A 17,823-nucleotide genomic window follows, 5' to 3' on the forward strand; every position below is an offset into this window, starting at 1 on the left:
AAGGAACATTTGGAGGTAACCACGAGACATGAGGAAATGGTTGTTGCGCCAATACTTCCCCAAGGGCACCGACCTGTCTCGGTGGAGTGAGCAAGAGGTTCAAGCCGTGGCACTGACCCTGAATAACAGGCCACGCAAGACGTTGAATTGGAAGACACCGGCAGAAGCACTGAACGAGTATCTAAAATCCGTTCCATAACCGGTGTTGCGACGACCGGTTGAATCCGCCCAGTACACCAGCGAGCACTTCCAGCAGCTACTCAAAGAACAGGGCATCACCTGCAGCATGAGCCGTGCGGGCGAAGTCTGGGACAACTCGGCCATGGAGAGCTTCTTCAGTTCGCTCAAGACGGAGCGCACAGCCAGAAAGGTCTATCGAACCCGAGAGCAGGCACGCGCCGATGTGTTTGATTACATCGAGCGGTTCTACAACTCTACGCGCCGGCATTCCACGCTAGGGTACGTAAGTCCGATACAGTTTGAGGAAGCTTTAAAAGCTTAGGTTGGTGTCCACGGAACCGGCAGCAGCCCACTCAACCGAGACTTCCGGGCGGCCGCTCCCAATGAGAAATGGCTGACCGACATTACAGAATTCCAGATCCCTGCAGGCAAGGTCTATCTCTCCCCCATGATCGACTGCTTCGATGGATTGGTAGTCAGTTGGACCATCGGCACTCGGCCTGACTCGGAGTTAGTGAATACGATGCTTGATGCCGCCATTTATTCGGTTAAAGGCAAAGAATCTCGCCCCCTCGTTCACTCTGACCGTGGCGGTCACTACCGTTGGCCCGGGTGGCTCACACGAATGAGTAATGCAAAGCTCATCCGTTCAATGTCACGCAAGGGCTGCTCCCCAGAAAATGCGGCTTGTGAGGGATTCTTCGGCAGGCTCAAAACGGAGTTGTTTTATCCCCGAAACTGGCAGGACGTATCGGTTGACCAATTCATGGCAACGGTGGACTCCTATATCCGCTGGTACAGCGAAAAACGGATCAAGATTTCCCTTGGATCGCTCTGCCCTTTGGAGTACCGGGCCAGCCTTGGGATTACGGCATAAACCAGTCCAAGTTTTACGCCGCATCCCCGACTGTCAATTTTCGGTCAGCGGCAACATTGACGTCCGACCGCCGAAAGTGTTCTTGCAAAGGATCTAGTCGTACGGGATGAAATAGAACAGAACCCAGGCAAGGGAACTCACATAGATATAGGACGCAAGCTGCGCGTCCGAGAGATTTTTTGGCATAGAGATGAAGCCCTTCTAGGTGGCGCCATGAACCAAAGGCAAACCAATTTACCAGCTAAACATTTCAACTGTAATGTTATTGATGCATCTAAATGCTTGCTGACAAGACGCACAACTCGAGTGCTAGAGCCACCGGTGTGCTCGAATTTAGTGCTCAATCTGCACTATATTTATTCATATTTAGGGAACACTGGATAACTTGACGCGAAAAGGCGGCCCGAGATTCTGGCACGGGTGTTGCTTTGAGCATTGCAGGGATAAACATAACAAACGAAATGTTTAGACCAATCAAAGCCGCGGCATTAGCCGCTTTACAAACGAACTGGACCACTTTCATGACTTCGATCCAATATGTGCTCTTCTACAAGCCCAACCCTGTCGCTCTCGGCAAGGCCGAAGAGCTCTTCCCAGGCCACTTGGCGCACGCCCAAGCCTCTTTCGCAAAGGGGACGTTGCTCTCCTTCGGTGCATACGCCGACCTTGTAAACCACGGCTCAATGGGCGTCTTCAAGACCAAGGAAGCGGCGGAGGAATTCGTCGCGAATGATCCGTTCGTCAAGGGCGGAATCGTTGCATCTCACGAGGTGCGTGAGTGGACCAACATTTTTGCCTGAAGCCATGGCACACACGAAATTCAACACATCGTTTCTGACTTCGTTCGGCTCGCCAGCGTGGCAGGCCTCGGAGGATCGTCTCAACGGCGGCGACTGGTGGGATGGTCGTTTCTTCATCGAGGTCGCGCAAAGGCTCGAGGCCGCGAAGTTCGACTTCCTGTTCTTTGAGGACACCTCGACGGTAGCGTTTCAGGCTGGCGGGAACATGGACAACGACCTGCGGTTCTCAACCTATACGCCTAAGCATGATCCGATCGCTTTGCTACCCTTGCTGGCGGCGTCGACGAAACATATCGGCTTGGTGGCCACGGCGTCAACGACGTTCTACCCGCCGTACATCCTCGCCCGGTCACTTGCCACTTCAGACCACATCTCTGGCGGTCGCATTGGCTGGAACGTCGTCACCTCGGCGGAGTCCACGGCAGCGCAAAATTTCAACATGGACGATTTGCCGTCCCATACGGAGCGCTACGAGATCGCCGACGAATTCCTGGAAGTCACCAAAAAACTGTGGAATTCCTGGGAGTCCGGCGCCCTGGTCCGAGATATAGAGCGCAACACCCACGTGGATCCGACTAAGGTCCGCGAGGTCAATCACAAGGGTAAGCACTTCCAGGTGCGCGGGCCACTGAATGTCATGCGGTCTCCGCAGGGCCACCCGGTGATTGTGCAGGCGGGCTCGTCCGAGCGCGGGCGCGACTTCGCGGCCAAGCATGCGGAGGTGGTCTTCTCGCCTGCCGAAGGGATCGAAGCGATGAAGGCATTCCGTGACGACATCCGCGAACGCGCACGTAAATTCGGACGCTCGCCAGATGACATCAAAGTGATGTTCGCCGCGCCGATCCAATTCCGTCCGGACAGCGATCCCCCCGGCTCGCCGCTCAAGCTGACCGACGCGCAAGTGGAGTACGCCTTCGCATTCTTCTCGGCCACGTTCAACATGGATCTGTCGCGTTTCAACCCAAATAAGCCGCTGCCGTCGGAAGTGGAACCTTCCGGACACACCGGCATGTTCATGGAGCTGCGGGCGATGTGTGAGGGTGGTATGACCCTTAAGGAAGCCATTATCGAAATGCAGACCGGTGGCTCGGCTGGCTGGTACGGTTCGCCTGAAGAGCTTTCTGAACGGATGATTGAAATGATGGATGCTGTTGGTGGGGACGGCTTCATGTTCGCCCACTGGGCTCGCCTGACGCGCAGCTTCCTCGACAACATCACCCTACGGCTCATTCCGCTACTGCAGAAAGCTGGCGTTGTTCGCACCGAGTACCGCGGCAACACGCTGCGCGAGTCAATGAAGCTGATCTGAATTTCTGTCACAGGAAACCAATATGTCCCAAGCAATTGCCGCGCCGCGGCACCCCCTCGACCGCCTGTCTGCAGGCGAGATCACGCGATTCACTGCGCTCACCAAGGAGCTCGGCCTCGCCAACGAAAACAGCCGCTACGGTTACGTCATGCTGCGCGAGCCACATAAGAACGATGTCCTATCGTTCAAGGAAGGTGACCCGCTGCGGCGCGAAGTGTCCTCACTAATTATTGACGTGCAGACCAAGCATCTAGAGTACGCGTGCATTGACCTGACAACCGCAGCGCTCGTCGAGCGCCGTGTGGTTGACCAAGCCAAGGAAGGGACCGCACCGTTCCTATTCGAGGAAGCCATGGAATCCTTTGGCTTGGTGCTGGAGGACTCGGCCTTCCAGGCCGCGCTGATCGCGCATGGTGTGACGGACTTCGGCCGCGTGCGTTGCGTGCCGTTGGCCGGCGGCAACTTCGGTGACCCCGCAGAACACGGGATCCGAGTCGCGCGCATCATGCCGTACCTGGCCGATAAAGCCGAAGAGTTCGGCACGCTGGCCAGCTTCTGGGGTCATCCGATCGAGGGCATCGTGGCCCATGTCGACCTGACGAACCGCAAGGTCCTGAAGGTCATCGACACCGGCCCTTGCTCGATCCCAGAAGAAAACGCCGACATCCACACTCCGGGGTCACTCCCGCCTGCACGCTCCGGCCTTAAGCCGATCGAGGTCACGCAGCCAGAAGGGTTCAGCTTCGAACTCGACGGTGACGTGATGCACTGGCAGAACTGGACCTTCCGCATTGGCTACAGCTGCCGCGAAGGCCTGACAATTCACCAAGTAACGTTCGACGACCAGGGGCGCACCCGTCCCATCCTGTATCGGGCGTCTCTCGCCGAGATGGTCGTGAATTACAGTGACCCGTCACCGACAAGGTCGTGGATCAATTACTTCGACTGCGGCGAATACCAGTTCGGGCGTTTTGCCAATTCGCTCAAGCTGGGCTGCGACTGTCTGGGCGAAATCGTCTACAAAGATATCGTGGTAGCCGACGACATGGGGCAGCCCACGCGCATCCCCAATGGCATCTGTATCCACGAGGAGGACTTTGGCGTTCTGTGGAAACACACCGATCCGTTCGACAACAGTCGCTCAGATGTCCGCCGTCAGCGTCGCCTTGTGGTGTCATGCTTCCTGACAGCAGGTAATTACGATTACGGTCTCTATTGGTACTTCTATCTCGACGGCAAGATCGAATTTGAGGTCAAGGCGAATGGTCTGGTCGTGACGGCTGGATCGCCTTCCGATAATCCGCATCCCTGTCTGGTCGCGCCGGGCGTCGGCGGCACCATCCACCAACACTTGTTCTGCCTACGGCTGGATCCGATGGTGGATGGAGTGAAAAACAGCGTGGACGAATTCGAGGCGATGCACGTCCCCGACGACCGAACCAACCCGATGTGGGGTGGTGTCTTCGTGCCCAAAGTGACGCGACTGAAGACTGAAGGCGAAGCCCAGCGACAGACGGCTCCCGAAGTAGGCCGCAAATGGAAGATTGTGAGCTCATCGACTACCAACCGAGTTGGCAAGGCGCCGTCCTATGCAATCCATACCGAGAGCGTACCGCTGTTGCTCGCACACGCTGACTCGGCGATCACCGAGCGCGCGAAATTCGCGACCAAGAGCCTTTGGGTGACCAAGTATCGGCGCGAGGAAAACTGGCCGGCCGGCTACTTCGTCAACATGAGCCCTGGCGGCGCGGGCCTGCCGAAGTATGCGGCGCGCAACGAGTCGATCGAGGACGAGGACGTGGTCGTCTGGCACACATTCGGTCTAACCCATTTTCCGCGTACAGAGGACTGGCCGGTTATGCCGTGCGACTACGCAAGGGTCGGGCTACTGCCGTCAGGTTTTTTCGACCGGAACCCAACGCTAGATGTCCCGCCTACACCGCAGAAGCACTGCGTCACAACCACCAAGTGCTCGCACATCGGTAGTTGAACCGTGACCGGCGTCTCACGACGCTAGTCGCCTCAATCACATTCTGTTGCCCCCCGGACGTGCGTCTCTTCGCGAGGCGCACTAACGACTTTTTTGCCAAATTTTAGCCATGAACAAGCTCAAGCAAGACTTCGACGAAACCGCACTGCGTATGGTGTTCTCACACTACCCAAGCGGGTTGGCGGCCATTTCGGCCACCGTGGACAATGTGGACCAGGTAATGCTGGTCGCAACCTTCAGTGTGGGCGTCTCGCTCTCGCCGCCACTCGTTTCCTTCGCGGCACAAAAAGGCTCTTTGACTTGGGCCATCTTGAAAAAGGCTGGGTCAATTGGCGTCTCGGTGCTGTCAGCCACGCACACAAGCGTGTGCCGGCAACTGGGTAGCAAAGACAAGGCTGCGCGCTGGCAAGGCGTCAACTACCGACGAACGCCGCAGGGGGCGGTGCTCCTTGATGACGCCGTGGCAGCCTTCGAGTGCGTTCTGCACGCTGAATATCCCGCCGGCGATCACGACATGGTGCTGATGGAAGTAAAGAGGCTGTCCGCGGAACCGCGCCTCGAACCGATTGTCTTTCAGAGCTCCCGTTTCCGACAGCTGGAAGCCTCGACATGAGAAGTATGCTGATGTGGCCTATGTTCGCAGCCTCGCTGTGCGCGGCGCTCTGCGGTTTGCTGAATCGGTGTCGAACACACGGCGCGACTCTCTGCGACGCGCTCATGCTGGCCGGCATGCTCGATCTCTACTTGACGCCGATCGTGCCTGCATGGCTGCTGGCCAGCGCAATCGTGCTGGCGTCAGCGTGGTCGTATCGCCTCGACCAGGCACGCATTGGATGGCAAGCCCGAGCTTTGCGCCTATACCGCTTTGCCTCAACCCTCGCCATGACCTGGCTGGCGTTGAATCATTTGCGCGTCGGCGCAATGGTTGATGCGCTTTGCTCGGGCAGCACGGACCCGTGGTCCCGAATGGCCGCCCAGTTGGAAATCGCCGGGCCCGGCGCTGTGATCGCAATCCTGATGTTCTGCGGCGGCCTGTCGCTCACCCTCGCAAGTGCGGCATCTGGCCGAAACATTCCACGCCCCACGCGGGCCCGGGTCGCATCACTCGAACCCTCGTTCGCCGGCGCGGCATTGCTGCTGATGGTCGTGTGAACCCGGACGTACCAATCCGCTCTCGTCTCCCACCCTGAGTCATCCATGAACCAAGCCTCATCCGTCCTTCGGGCAGATACCGCCGCTTCGCCATACATACGTGCCTTCGGCGATCGCGGGCGTTGGCGGGTCTTCGCCGCCATTCTCGTCGCGGAAGTCCTCGACGTTCTTGACACCACCATTGCCAACGTCGCCGGGCCATCGCTAGCGTCATCGCTGCACGCGAGTCATGCCCAGATCCAGTGGGCCATCGGTGCCTACGTCCTAGCGATGGGAGCCGGCCTCGTGGTCGGCGGAAGACTTGGGGATCGGCACGGCAACAAGACACTGTTTCTGCTGGCGATGACCTCGTTCGGCCTGACCTCCCTCGCGTGCGCGCTTGCGACCTCAATGGACTGGCTCGTGGCGGCTCGCGCGTCGCAAGGGCTGTCCGGCGCGCTGCTGCTGCCCCAGGGGGTTGCGATGCTTCGGCGGCTGTTCCATGACGACGAATTACCCAGGGTCATGGGCATCTTTGGCCCCGTGCTGGCCACGGCTTCGGTCATCGGACCAGTATTGGGCGGATGGATTGTCGAACAAAACTTTCTGGGCCTTGGATGGCGCGTAGTCTTTCTGCTTAATATACCGCTAGCGATGGGTGCGGTGCTCGTCGTCTGGCGGGGTATGCCAACCGATCAACGAACGTCCAGAGCAAGCGTGGACTGGTTCGGCGCGACACTTTTGGCTGCGTCCTGCGCCAGCCTCGTGCTAGCGCTTGTTCGGGATGGGGAACAGCAGGGCGCCACGGCTCTGATTGGAACGCTGGCTCTGTCGGGCATCCTGATGCTGGGATTCGTCGGGCAACAGAGGCGGAGTATTCGCCGCGACCAGACGCCTTTACTGCAACCCGAGTTGCTATGCACGCCAACTTTTGGCGCGGGAGTTGCCGGCATGGCGCTCTTCTTCTCCGGCTTCGTGGGCATGCAGCTGGTCTTCACACTCCATCTGCAAACCGCGCACGGTTTGAGCGCGGGTCAAACCGGCATGGCAACGCTGCCGTTCTCGGTTGGCGTGTTCGCGGGTTCGGCCTTAGCTGCCGGGTTTCTGTTGTCCCGTTTCGGTCGCGCGGTGCTGATCGGTGGAGCGCTGCTGCAACTGCTCGCCGCAGGCCTCTCGGTCTGGGTTCTCTCTGACGCGGCCCGGCCCTTATACGCGTTACTGGCGGTTACTGCGTTGGGTGGCATCGGTGGCGGCGCGATTGTCGCCTGCCTGACATCGATTGTTGTCGGCGTGCTCCCCCATAACCAAGCGGGCGCCGGGTCCGGCATCCTCACCGCGACCCAATCCATTTCCGCTGCGGTGGGCATCGCGGTCCTTAGTTCGGTCTTTTACATTTGCGCGGACCTTGGCCATCCAGAATCAGGCTATCAATGGGCCTTGTCGCTTCAGGCCTTATCAATGGCGGCGTTTCTCGTCGTCCTGAGATGGCTTCCGGCCACGGCTGGCCAATCAGCCGCAACGCACGGAGCATGATGATGATCACTTCCAGACATCCCGCACCGCTGTGGCACGCGCTCGCGTGCGGCGGAGTCCCCGCCCAATGCGCGGCACATGCAACGCCTGACGCCGTGAACTTCATGGCCTTGCACGCGAGAGGCCTTATCCGCCTAGTATTGGTGGAAGTTTCTGTGTCTCAATCAAGGCGCGTACTGGAGTGAGCACCAGCATCTCCGCCGCCGATCGTACATGTACCATCGCAACCGCCACGAACAAGACCGCAGGACTAGGTGTTCTGATCCAGCCGGGACATATTTCCCGCTCGTTCCGCGTGGTCCACCGAAGACCCATGCAAGTCTCGCCGAGGCAGCCTTCGAACTCGCGACCCTGGCAATCGCGGACGCCACAACTGTCGTCTGTCAGGTGCTGGACGAAGCCGGAGAACTAGCGGATGGCCCGCGCGCTTCTGAAATTCTCTGAGCGCTGCTAGCTGGTGTCGATCCGCATCTCTGGCATCGTCCTTGACCATTGCATCCGCATGCCGGTGGTTAGCCGTCTGGACGCGGCCGCTCTAACGGGTGTGGGCAGGGCAGCACACGTGATCGCCGTCACGAGTGAGGGCGAACTGCTGGTGTCCAAGGACGGGGCGCATCGCTCCGACAGCGTCCCGTGGCACTTCAGAAGCGGATGAACGCCGTAGGAATGACGCGCGATGGCAGCGTGCTTCTGTTGACACGGGAGTCGAAACGCATTCAGGGTGCCAGCTTCTGAGCTGCGAAATCCCGCTGGCTACAATGCCCTGATGAGCAAAATAGCCGAACGCCTGACCCCTTCCAAGTCACCCCAATCGGCCGCGAAACTAGGCGCGGCCCCGAAGAAGGCTCGCCCTCGTCCAGCCTACGGGACGGGGCGGGATGCGATGATTATGGCTGCTATCCGTCTGGTAGCTAGGGAAGGGCTGACCAAACTCACCTACCGTGCTCTGGCCGTCGAGGCCGGCGTAACTACGGGTGTCTTGCAGCATCACTTCGGCACGATCGAGCGCGTGCTTGAAACGGCTCTGAATCACTGCGTGGAGCTTTCGCAACAAGCGTTAAGTGAGTTTGATAACGTGGGGGGTTATCTGGCGTCGTTGCGAGCGTTCATTCTTGAGCAACCGGAGATGACAGCCTTTACCGTTGAAGTCTTCATGGGCGGACGTTTCAACGCTTGGCTGGCCACTTTCCTGGCCGAGCAGCAGCAGTCGTACCGGCAGCTCACGCGCAAGATCCTGCGCGCATCGAAGGCGCCTTTGGACACCGCTTTGATCGAGCTAGTCGTTGCGGCGATCGACGGCATCGTGTTCCAGCGTGTGGCCCTGGGCGAGACCGATCATCAGATAGAGCGGCTGCGAAAGCAGTTCGCCGCGCTGGAAACCTTGATCTACGGTTACCAAGCCGCTGTCGCTGCTGCGAAAGCGCGACCGGCACTTTGAGTAAACAAGAAATCGCCGCCTCGCTACAGCAGGGAATGCTTGTAAACATTTGGGAACTGCATAAATGATCGTCACCGAAAATGACCGAAACCAAGCGGGGCAAATTTCAATCAGGACCTAGGCTGCTTGTGGCGCTGCGACGACTCAACCGCTCGCAAATCTCACTAGATCTACTCGGTGAAATCCGATGCCAGAATCCTCCCCAACTCAACTTCCACCGAGCACCGCGTCGACCGAATTCCGGCTTGGGACGCCTCGAGTTTCCAAATTTCCATTTTTATTACCTGACCAGATTCTATTGATCAGCCCCTGTACCCAATCACAATGCTATCAACTATCCAAAATATAGCGAACCTTAGTGGCGAGATTCATCATTGATCGCACATTGCCTTTTAACAGGTGCTTTCCGTACTAAGTGCTTATATGTAAACGAACTGTAGTCGAGTACGGCGGACTTGCCAATGCAAGAAAAAGAAGCCCAGCGAAAGGGCTGGGCTAAATCCATATGGCTATGGCCGCGCCAGGGAGGTGGACGCGTGAGCTTTAACGAGGGTGTCCGAATTTTTGTGTAAACGGGTCGGACTTCAATTGACGGAGAGTCGATCTCCGAACTGAATGGTAAATCGAGTCAGAGCGGCCTTCCAATCCCGGATGGGCATGGTCCATTTCTGACTGATGTTGCGCAAGGCCAGATAGAACAGCTTGGTCAGCGCCTCATCGCTGGGGAATGATCCCCGGTTCTTGGTCAGCTTGCGCAGACTCATGTTCACCGATTCTATGGCATTGGTCGTGTAGATGACCTTCCAGATCTCTGGCGGGTAATCGAAGAACGGCGTCAAGCGACTCCAGTTCCTGCGCCAGGACTGGCCAATGGCCAGGTACTGGCCATCCCATTTGGCCTCGAATTCACCCAGCATCAACTCGGCCTCCTCGGCCGCGGCTGCGGTGTAGATGCAGCCCAGATCGGCTGCCACTTCCTTCCTGCGCTTCCAAGACACGTAGTTCAGGCTGTGGTGCACCATGTGCACGATGCACAGCTGCACCACGGCCTTCGGGAACACCGCCTTGATGGCATCGGAGAAGCCCTTGAGTCCATCGACGCAGGCGTTGAAGATGTCCTGCACACCGCAGTTGCGCAGTTCAGTGACCACCTGCAGCCAGAACTTGGCCCCTTTGCTCTGGGCCAGCCATAGGCCCAGGACTTCCTTCTCGCCATTCATTGCCACGCCGATGGCTAGGTACACGGCCTTCACGCGCATAGCCCGTCACGCACCTTCACATGGATGCAGTCCAGGTAGACTGGGGTAGATGGCCCTCAGCGGGCGTGCCTGGCATGCCTTGACTTCATCGGCCACAGCATCAGTGACCGATGAGATCAGGCGGGGTGAAACTTCGGTACCATACATCTCCTGCAGATGGCTTTGGATCTCGCGCACCGTCATGCATCGGGCATACAGGGAGATGTATCTTGTCGTCAAAGCCGCTCCAGCGGGTCTGGTGCTTGGGGATAATTTGGGGCTCGAAGCTGCCCTTACGGTCGCCGGGCACATCAATGGGGAGTTCGCCAAACTCGCCCCGAGGATTTTACGGCTTTTGCCATTGGGGGTGTTGCCACTGGCGTTGGCCACTGCCGCTTGGCGATCGTGCCCGAGGTGTCCGGTGAGTTCGGCTTGCAGGGCCTTCTCGACCAGCCGCTTGGTGAGCTGCTTGAGCAGGCCGTTCTCGCGAACCAGGTCTTCAGGTTTCTTGTAGTCGGCCAGCAGGCTGGTCAGGAGTTCTTCGGGAACGTCGTGTTTCTTGGGTATCATTGTGTTTAAGTACATGCGGGCTCGCGCTCGCGGTGGATTGTCCATTTACACAAAATCCTGTACACCCTCCTTTTAACGGCCCACTGGCATCATGAGACATCAGCCCCACTTTGGCAACAATCTCTGGCACCCGGGCACCATCTCCTAGATGGCGCTTTTAAAGGCAGCCGCTTGGAATGTCAGTCGCAACTGAGTGACCGTGAGCCTATCGAGCATCAATTCGGAGCCCCTCTGAGATATGGGGGTGAGCGCCCGTCCAACTCCGTTGATTGCAAGTGTGTAAGACCTCATCCTTAGTGCTGCTATTGCGTTTGTCAGCATGGAAGATTCCCAATCATCCGGTTCTACCCCATTGGCCGAAAAATCATTAAGTACACGGGCAATCAGCATCCGCGCCCACATGCGTTTTGCGTTTTCATCCAGTGCGCCCCATGCATCACCCGTGGGGCGGTCACGAAAGATTGCTTGCCCATCCATGTCCCATGCCTCTTAAATTTCTGTCTAGCTTATGCCTGCACTGCAACTGCAGGTGAGCAGCCGACCTGTAGACGATGCTCACTGTGACGTTATACGCGGTAAAGCACGTACAAAACGGGAATTTGTGACTGCCGCATCAAACTCAAGAGTCGGCTTTGCTCGTGTGGATTGGCCTCAAATCGAGTTTTTCAACTGAATTGGTCGACTCCGGATGTAGAGTCGCCTGTTCGGCTAGCCAAGGCAGCCATTGCAGTTACCCTTCCTAGTTGCGGTCATTGGTGAACTAACCCCAAATGCACAGTTTTCCTCATCTTTGAACCATTTATCAATGTGTGGAATACAGCGCACATTTCGGGATAGGTGCGACATTCCTTATAGTGTGGAGATGTGCTGATTTGTAGGGTATTTCAGTGCATTTGCAACCAGTTGCATCCCGCGTTCGCATTCATCCAGTGTGGTGGGGCCACCGAGGCAAATTCGTACCGCGTTGGGCGGATCTGCATCCGTGGAAAAGGCGGCACTGGCAACTACGGCCACACCCTGAGAGCGCAAGTGATTCGCAAAGTCCATCGCCTCCCATTTGCTGTGCAGATGTAACCAGAAATGGAAGGCTTGCGGGTGGCCTTGTATGTTGTAGTCAGCCAGCAGACGATTGACCAAGGCCTGCCGATTTGCACATTCATCACGTACCGCCGAAAGCATTCGGTCAGCAGTTCCATCTTCAATCCAGTGCGTGGTAAGCGCATTGGTAAATGGGGACGCCATTACTGTCGTCGCCCGGAGGGCTCCGGCCAGACGTTGGGAAAGCCGCTCATTGGGCGAGGCAACGAAGGCGCTACGCAAACCAGCACCAAAACACTTGGAAAAGCCGCTGATGTAATAGGTCAAGTCTGGCGCAAGCGTGGCAAGTGACGGTGGCTTTTGCAGCGGCAACATACCGTACGCATCGTCTTCAATGATGGGAACAGAGAAGCGCAACGCCACATCAGCAAGCGCCTCGCGACGCGACCGACTGATGATTGCGGTGGTCGGGTTGAGCAAGGTGGGATTGCAATACAGAGCTTTGGGGTGCAATGTTTTGCAGGCATGCTCAAACGATTCGGCCAACGGGCCATCGTCATCCATGGGAAGCGGGTGCAAATGAACCCCCAGTTGCGAGGCGATAGCCTTAAGGCCTGGGTAGGTCAGTGATTCCACACATATCAGCTCGCCTGGCCTTGCCAGCATGGATATCAAGGCCAATAGCACGCTGTGAATCCCTGGGGCAATCAAGACGCGCTCAGTCTGGCAGTTTGGCACGTGGGGCCTCAACCAATGTGCACCTAGCGCCTTGTCGCGTGGGCGCCCTCCAAAATCCTGGTAACGCAGCAAATCGAAGATATCGGCACGTGCCATGACACCTGCGGCGCTGTCGTGCAGATGGGCAAGAAGTGAGGCATCAATGGGCTCTGGCGGCAAGTTCATGGTCATCTCTGCCGCACTGCCTCCACGCAACCGAACACTGGGGCTGCCGCCACGCACATAGGTACCCATGCCAGGATGGGAGTCAATCAAGCCACGCTTGCGTGCCTCACTGTAGCCGCGTGCGACGGTGGTGTAGTTCAATTGCAGTTCGTTGGCCAACTCACGCAGGGTGGGCAAGCGATCCCGTGCGGCCAGTCGCCCCGTGCGTATGTCATCGGCAATCAGGTCAGCCATAAGCAGGTAAGCCGGCTTGTCGCTTTTCTGAAGCTTCCTGGCCCAATGCGTAGGTATCTTGATCACTCGCTGCCTCCGTTGGTTGATCGCATGCATTGATTGCATTTGAATGCAATCATCACAAGCAACAACACGCAGATTTCATGCCGCGTATGTTGAATTGATGCGCATCAAGCAGGTGCATGCGCCCAGTTTATCGGGTGCATTGATCGCATGCAAAGCGCGACAAATCAGTGCGGAGACCACTGCTTTTGCAACGGGAATGGCGGTGTTTGAAGCCTCTCTAAAACTTGATTCAGTTCCACAGCCGCATCTGCATTGCTTGATTGGCTATTGATTGCATTTGTACCTGTTTGACCGGGCACGGAGCGTGCAAAAGAGAGTGGGCGATTCCTCTTATTCACTCACTTTTTATGGAGTAATGCCATGCCCAAAGTTACCAAGCCCGCAAATGTCAAAGGCGACTTTCTGGTCGACTACGAAGAGAAACTGTTCGAAGATGTAAAGGCAGATCCAGGAGAGAAGGCCCTGGTGACATTCCACACCGTAGCCTTCGAAGGTTCCATTGGCTTTGTAAACCTGCTGCAAGCAACGCGTCTGCAGCGCAAGGGTTTCGAGACATCGATTCTCCTGTACGGCCCAGGTGTCACCCTCGGCGTGCAGCGCGGTTTTCCTAAGCTGGGCGATGAGGCCTTCCCCGGTCACCAGAACTTCAACAATCAGATTACCAAGTTCTTGGCCGAAGGTGGCAAGGTCTACTGCTGCCGATTCGCATTGCAAGCGTTGTACGGGCACGGGGAAGGCGCGCTGATTCCTGGCATCACACCCATCAATCCGCTGGACGTGCTCGACATCGTGTTGATTCACCGCAAGGCCAACGCTTTCATTCTGGACACCTGGACCCTGTAAGAGCCGCACGGAGCAACATCGATGGCAACCACGCCCAAAACCGTCCGAGCTGCAGCAGTCCAAATCGCACCTGATTTGGAACGCCCCCAGGGCACCCTGGAGAAGGTGTGCGAAGCCATCGATACGGCTGCTCGCAAGGGTGTGCAGATGATGGTCTTTCCGGAGACCTTTATGCCGTACTACCCGTACTTTTCCTTTGTGCAGCCACCCGTGCAGCAGGGACCGTCTCATCTGCAGCTATATGAACGCGCCGTGGTGATCCCCGGAGTTGAAACCGCTACCATTGCCAGTCATGCCCGTACCCATGGAATCGTTGTGGTTATGGGCGTGAACGAACGCGACCATGGCAGCTTGTACAACACCCAATTGGTCTTTGATGCCGATGGCACACTGCTGCTCAAGCGTCGCAAAATTACCCCCACCTACCACGAACGCATGATTTGGGGCATGGGCGACGCCTCCGGTTTGCAGGTGGTTTCTACTGCGGTTGGTCGCGTAGGTGCCCTGGCCTGCTGGGAGCACTACAACCCGCTGGCACGCTACAGTCTCATGGCGCAGCATGAAGAAATCCATTGCGCGCAATTTCCCGGTTCGCTGGTGGGGCCCATCTTTGCAGAGCAAATGGAAGTCACCATTCGTCACCACGCACTGGAATCCGGCTGCTTCGTGGTGAATGCAACAGGCTGGTTGAGCGACGATCAGATCACGTCCATCACACCCGACACAGGACTGCAAAAGGCCTTGCGCGGCGGCTGCCACACAGCCATCGTTTCACCCGAAGGCAAACATTTGGCGGCGCCCCTGACCGAAGGGGAGGGCATGGTGGTTGCCGATCTGGACATGGCCTTGATTACCAAGCGCAAACGCATGATGGACTCAGTCGGCCATTACGCACGCCCAGAGTTGCTGAGTTTGCACATCAATGCAACTGCAGCGCAGACCATGCACCGTCAGCTGTCCATTCCAACCGCCACCCAATGGAGTCAAGACCATGTCAACATCAATGCCCATGCCACCCACCATGAACAAGCAGCTCATGACGGAGTTGCAGTCGCTGGGAATGCGGCTGGCTGACCCAAGCGCCCAACACACTGGCGCAGCAAGCCGCAAAGGCGGTGCGGGCCCATCCGACCACAAAGCAGTCATTGTGGACGGCCATACCATCATGGTGCCGGTGCATACGTCCAGTGCCTGGAGTTCCCCGTTTGTGGCACAGGCGCCGGACGCACAGGGCCGTAGTGCCTTGATGCGCGGCACGATTCCCATTGCCACCATTGCGTTTCCCAAGTCGCCGAATTTCTACGGTCTGAAGACTGCCGAAGGCATACCCTATTCGCACATTGCCACCTTGCACGGATCCGATGTGCTGGCCACCACGGTGCTGCAAAACTGCATTCGCTACGAGAGCCGCAAGAAAACATGTCAGTTCTGCGCAATAGGACAGTCGCTCGCGGCTGGTCGCACCATTGCCCATAAGACGCCTGCCCAGTTGGCCGAGGTGGCAGAGGCGGCAGTGCGTTTGGATGGAGTCAAGCACATGGTGATGACGACTGGCACACCAAATGCCACCGATCGAGGCGCCAGTGTATTGTGTGAGAGTGCATATGCCATACGCGCAGCGGTTGATTTGCCGCTGCAGGCGCAATGCGAGCCACCAGACGATGATCGCTGGTTTCAGCGCATGCGCGATGCAGGGATTGATACCCTGGGCATGCACTTGGAAGTAGTCACCCCCGAATTGCGGGAGCGCATCATGCCAGGCAAGGCCCAGGTTCCGATCAGCCGCTACATGCAGGCCTTTGAAGCGGCTGTGCGCGTCTTTGGCCATGGGCAGGTAAGCACTTTCATCCTGGCAGGACTTGGTGACACACCGGAAAGTATTCTGGAGATATCGGAGAAGTTGCTTGGGTTGGGTGTCTATCCCTTTGTTGTGCCCTTTGTGCCGATCAGTGGCACCCCATTGGAAGACCATCCTGCACCATCACCTGAATTCATGCAGTCCCTGTTGCGCCCATTGGGCGCCTTGGTCACCAGCATGGGCATGCGGTCATCCGATATCAAAGCCGGTTGCGGCAAATGCGGGGCATGCTCATCCCTCTCCAAGTTTGAAATGGCTGAAGCCTAAAACGGGAGCGAATATGCTGACCACTGAACTGCTTTGTGACCTTCCGCTGAACTACACCCCTTCCACCTTCAGGGTGAAGTGGGCCGACTCTGCCTGGGAAATCGCCCAGGCCCGTCAACTTCGCCGTGATGTCTTTTGCGCCGAACAAGGTGTATTTGAAAACGACGACTCAGACAGCATCGATAGTCAGGCGCAAACGTTGGTAGCGCTTTCCTATCTGGGTGCCATGCCTGACCAGGTAGTGGGAACGGTGCGCATTCATAGCAGTGAACCCGGAATCTGGTGGGGCTCACGCCTGGCCGTGGACTTGGCGTTCCGACGTCACGGGCGCCTGGGCGCGACACTGATCCAACTGGCTGTCAGCAGCGCTCGTGCCCGGGGTTGCCAGATCTTCCTGGCCCATGTGCAAAGCCAGAACACGCCACTTTTTGAGCGCCTCCACTGGCAAGTCCTCCACAACCAAATCTTGCATGGACGCCCGCATGACTTGATGCAGGCGGACTTGGAGCACTACCCTCCCTGCTATGACCCGATCCAGGGTTTTGCCGTTCCCGGCCGGAGTGCCCCATGACATTGCAAGTCCTCGCGGAGGCCCTGCGAGCCGGGCGTGGATTTGTCCACAAGCGCGACATCAGTGATGCCATGTCCGTATTGCAGCGAAGCCTTTCTGCCCCCAGCGGGGTAGCGATAGGGGATGACTGTGCTGCCATACCGGATGGCGACGGCTATCTGCTGTTTGCCATGGAAGGATTCGTAGAGGACTTTGTCGAATCCATGCCCTGGTTCGCCGGCTACTGCGGAATCATGGTCAACGTGAGCGACATCTACGCCATGGGCGGGCGCCCGCTGGCCGTCGTGGACGCGATCTGGAGTCACGGCGCAGGTGAAAGTGCACCGGTATTGAAAGGCATGGCGGACGCATCCAATCGCTACGGCGTTCCCATCGTGGGAGGCCATACCAATCACCAGAGTCAACGCAGCCAGCTGGCAGTGGCCATTGTCGGCCGCGCAAAAAAGTTGCTCACTAGCTTTGATGCACGCCCCGGGCAACGTCTGCTCATGGCCGTGGACCTTCGTGGCAAGTATCAGGATCCACATCCCTACTGGAACGCTTCCACACATGCAACGCCTGAACGTTTGCGGGGTGATCTGGAGGTGCTGCCCTCGCTGGCGGAAGAGGGCCTGTGTGCGGCGGCGAAGGACATCAGCATGGCCGGGGCGATTGGCACGGCCCTGATGCTGCTGGAATGCTCCAAGGTGGGTGCCGTAATCCAGGTGGATGACATCCCCTGTCCAGATGAGATTCCATTGCTGCGCTGGCTTCAGTCGTTCCCAAGCTATGGCTTCATACTCAGCGTAGATGTGCAGCATGTCGACACGGTACTGGCACGCTTTCATGCGCGTGGCATCCATTGCGCGGATATAGGTGCTGTCAGCGCCTCACCAGAAGTATGGCTGAGGCAAGGTGGCGAATCCACCCAGCTGTGGAATGTGCAGACTCAACCGTTCATTTTGGCACCTGGTGAATTGGAACATGCGTAGCTTGTG

Annotated in this window: 16 protein-coding genes and 4 pseudogenes; 17 read left to right on the forward strand and 3 right to left on the reverse strand. The window is 57.6% G+C overall.

Going from position 1 to position 17,823, the window contains the following annotated elements:
- Positions 1-40: 40 nt before the first annotated feature.
- The 11 genes and pseudogenes from AC1RMF_RS16015 to AC1RMF_RS16065 all read left to right on the forward strand — a co-directional run.
- Positions 41-222 (forward strand): annotated as a pseudogene (locus AC1RMF_RS16015) (transposase); the annotation flags it as partial.
- 4 nt (positions 223-226) lie between these two features.
- Positions 227-502: pseudogene (locus AC1RMF_RS16020) on the forward strand (IS3 family transposase); the annotation flags it as partial.
- Positions 503-532: 30 nt separating this feature from the next.
- A pseudogene (locus AC1RMF_RS16025) lies at positions 533-1,057 on the forward strand (IS3 family transposase); the annotation flags it as partial.
- Between the two features lie 461 nt (positions 1,058-1,518).
- Positions 1,519-1,857 (forward strand): YciI family protein, encoded by a 339-nt coding sequence (locus AC1RMF_RS16030; protein ID WP_493142652.1) that lies wholly within the window; start codon positions 1,519-1,521, stop codon positions 1,855-1,857.
- Between the two features lie 4 nt (positions 1,858-1,861).
- Positions 1,862-3,166 carry an NtaA/DmoA family FMN-dependent monooxygenase gene (locus AC1RMF_RS16035; protein ID WP_493142654.1) on the forward strand — a complete coding sequence of 435 codons (1,305 nt, stop codon included), beginning with the start codon at positions 1,862-1,864 and terminating at the stop codon, positions 3,164-3,166.
- Between the two features lie 22 nt (positions 3,167-3,188).
- Positions 3,189-5,156 carry a primary-amine oxidase gene (locus AC1RMF_RS16040; RefSeq protein ID WP_493142656.1) on the forward strand — a complete coding sequence of 656 codons (1,968 nt, stop codon included), beginning with the start codon at positions 3,189-3,191 and terminating at the stop codon, positions 5,154-5,156.
- 109 nt (positions 5,157-5,265) lie between these two features.
- Positions 5,266-5,769, forward strand: coding sequence for a flavin reductase family protein (locus tag AC1RMF_RS16045; protein ID WP_493142658.1), 504 nt, complete (start codon positions 5,266-5,268; stop codon positions 5,767-5,769).
- 20 nt (positions 5,770-5,789) lie between these two features.
- The gene (locus tag AC1RMF_RS16050) at positions 5,790-6,308 is read left to right on the forward strand and encodes a hypothetical protein (protein WP_493142660.1); all 519 of its coding nucleotides are present in this window, start codon (positions 5,790-5,792) and stop codon (positions 6,306-6,308) included.
- Between the two features lie 45 nt (positions 6,309-6,353).
- A complete protein-coding gene (locus AC1RMF_RS16055) occupies positions 6,354-7,820 on the forward strand; it encodes an MFS transporter (protein WP_493142662.1) in 1,467 nt (488 codons plus the stop codon).
- Between the two features lie 139 nt (positions 7,821-7,959).
- On the forward strand, positions 7,960-8,232 hold the full coding sequence (locus AC1RMF_RS16060) for a 3,4-dihydroxy-2-butanone-4-phosphate synthase (RefSeq protein WP_493142975.1): 273 nt from the start codon (positions 7,960-7,962) through the stop codon (positions 8,230-8,232).
- A 354-nt stretch (positions 8,233-8,586) separates the two neighbouring features.
- Positions 8,587-9,258 carry a TetR/AcrR family transcriptional regulator gene (locus AC1RMF_RS16065; RefSeq protein ID WP_493142664.1) on the forward strand — a complete coding sequence of 224 codons (672 nt, stop codon included), beginning with the start codon at positions 8,587-8,589 and terminating at the stop codon, positions 9,256-9,258.
- Between the two features lie 584 nt (positions 9,259-9,842).
- On the opposite strand, the pseudogene AC1RMF_RS16070 reads toward AC1RMF_RS16065, so the two are convergent.
- The 3 genes and pseudogenes from AC1RMF_RS16070 to AC1RMF_RS16080 form a co-directional block, all read right to left on the reverse strand.
- Positions 9,843-11,111, reverse strand: a pseudogene (locus AC1RMF_RS16070) (IS256 family transposase).
- Positions 11,112-11,210: 99 nt separating this feature from the next.
- Positions 11,211-11,543 carry a hypothetical protein gene (locus AC1RMF_RS16075; protein ID WP_493142666.1) on the reverse strand — a complete coding sequence of 111 codons (333 nt, stop codon included), beginning with the start codon at positions 11,541-11,543 and terminating at the stop codon, positions 11,211-11,213.
- A gap of 372 nt (positions 11,544-11,915) precedes the next feature.
- Complete coding sequence (locus AC1RMF_RS16080) at positions 11,916-13,307, reverse strand: aminotransferase-like domain-containing protein (protein ID WP_493142668.1); 1,392 nt, start codon at positions 13,305-13,307, stop codon at positions 11,916-11,918.
- A gap of 43 nt (positions 13,308-13,350) precedes the next feature.
- Between AC1RMF_RS16080 and AC1RMF_RS16085 the strand changes: the two genes are divergently transcribed.
- From AC1RMF_RS16085 to AC1RMF_RS16110, 6 genes are all read left to right on the forward strand, one after another.
- Positions 13,351-13,578 carry a hypothetical protein gene (locus AC1RMF_RS16085; protein WP_493142670.1) on the forward strand — a complete coding sequence of 76 codons (228 nt, stop codon included), beginning with the start codon at positions 13,351-13,353 and terminating at the stop codon, positions 13,576-13,578.
- Between the two features lie 89 nt (positions 13,579-13,667).
- Positions 13,668-14,150 (forward strand): MSMEG_0572/Sll0783 family nitrogen starvation response protein, encoded by a 483-nt coding sequence (locus AC1RMF_RS16090; RefSeq protein WP_493142672.1) that lies wholly within the window; start codon positions 13,668-13,670, stop codon positions 14,148-14,150.
- Between the two features lie 21 nt (positions 14,151-14,171).
- A complete protein-coding gene (locus AC1RMF_RS16095) occupies positions 14,172-15,224 on the forward strand; it encodes a Nit6803 family nitrilase (RefSeq protein WP_493142674.1) in 1,053 nt (350 codons plus the stop codon).
- A complete protein-coding gene (locus AC1RMF_RS16100) occupies positions 15,187-16,275 on the forward strand; it encodes an MSMEG_0568 family radical SAM protein (RefSeq protein WP_493142977.1) in 1,089 nt (362 codons plus the stop codon). The genes AC1RMF_RS16095 and AC1RMF_RS16100 overlap by 38 nt, the downstream gene beginning before the upstream one ends.
- A gap of 13 nt (positions 16,276-16,288) precedes the next feature.
- Complete coding sequence (locus tag AC1RMF_RS16105) at positions 16,289-16,846, forward strand: MSMEG_0567/Sll0786 family nitrogen starvation N-acetyltransferase (RefSeq protein WP_493142676.1); 558 nt, start codon at positions 16,289-16,291, stop codon at positions 16,844-16,846.
- Positions 16,843-17,817, forward strand: coding sequence for a sll0787 family AIR synthase-like protein (locus AC1RMF_RS16110; RefSeq protein ID WP_493142678.1), 975 nt, complete (start codon positions 16,843-16,845; stop codon positions 17,815-17,817). The genes AC1RMF_RS16105 and AC1RMF_RS16110 overlap by 4 nt, the downstream gene beginning before the upstream one ends.
- Positions 17,818-17,823 lie beyond the last annotated feature (6 nt).

Source organism: Rhodoferax sp. GW822-FHT04A08 (assembly GCF_058801025.1).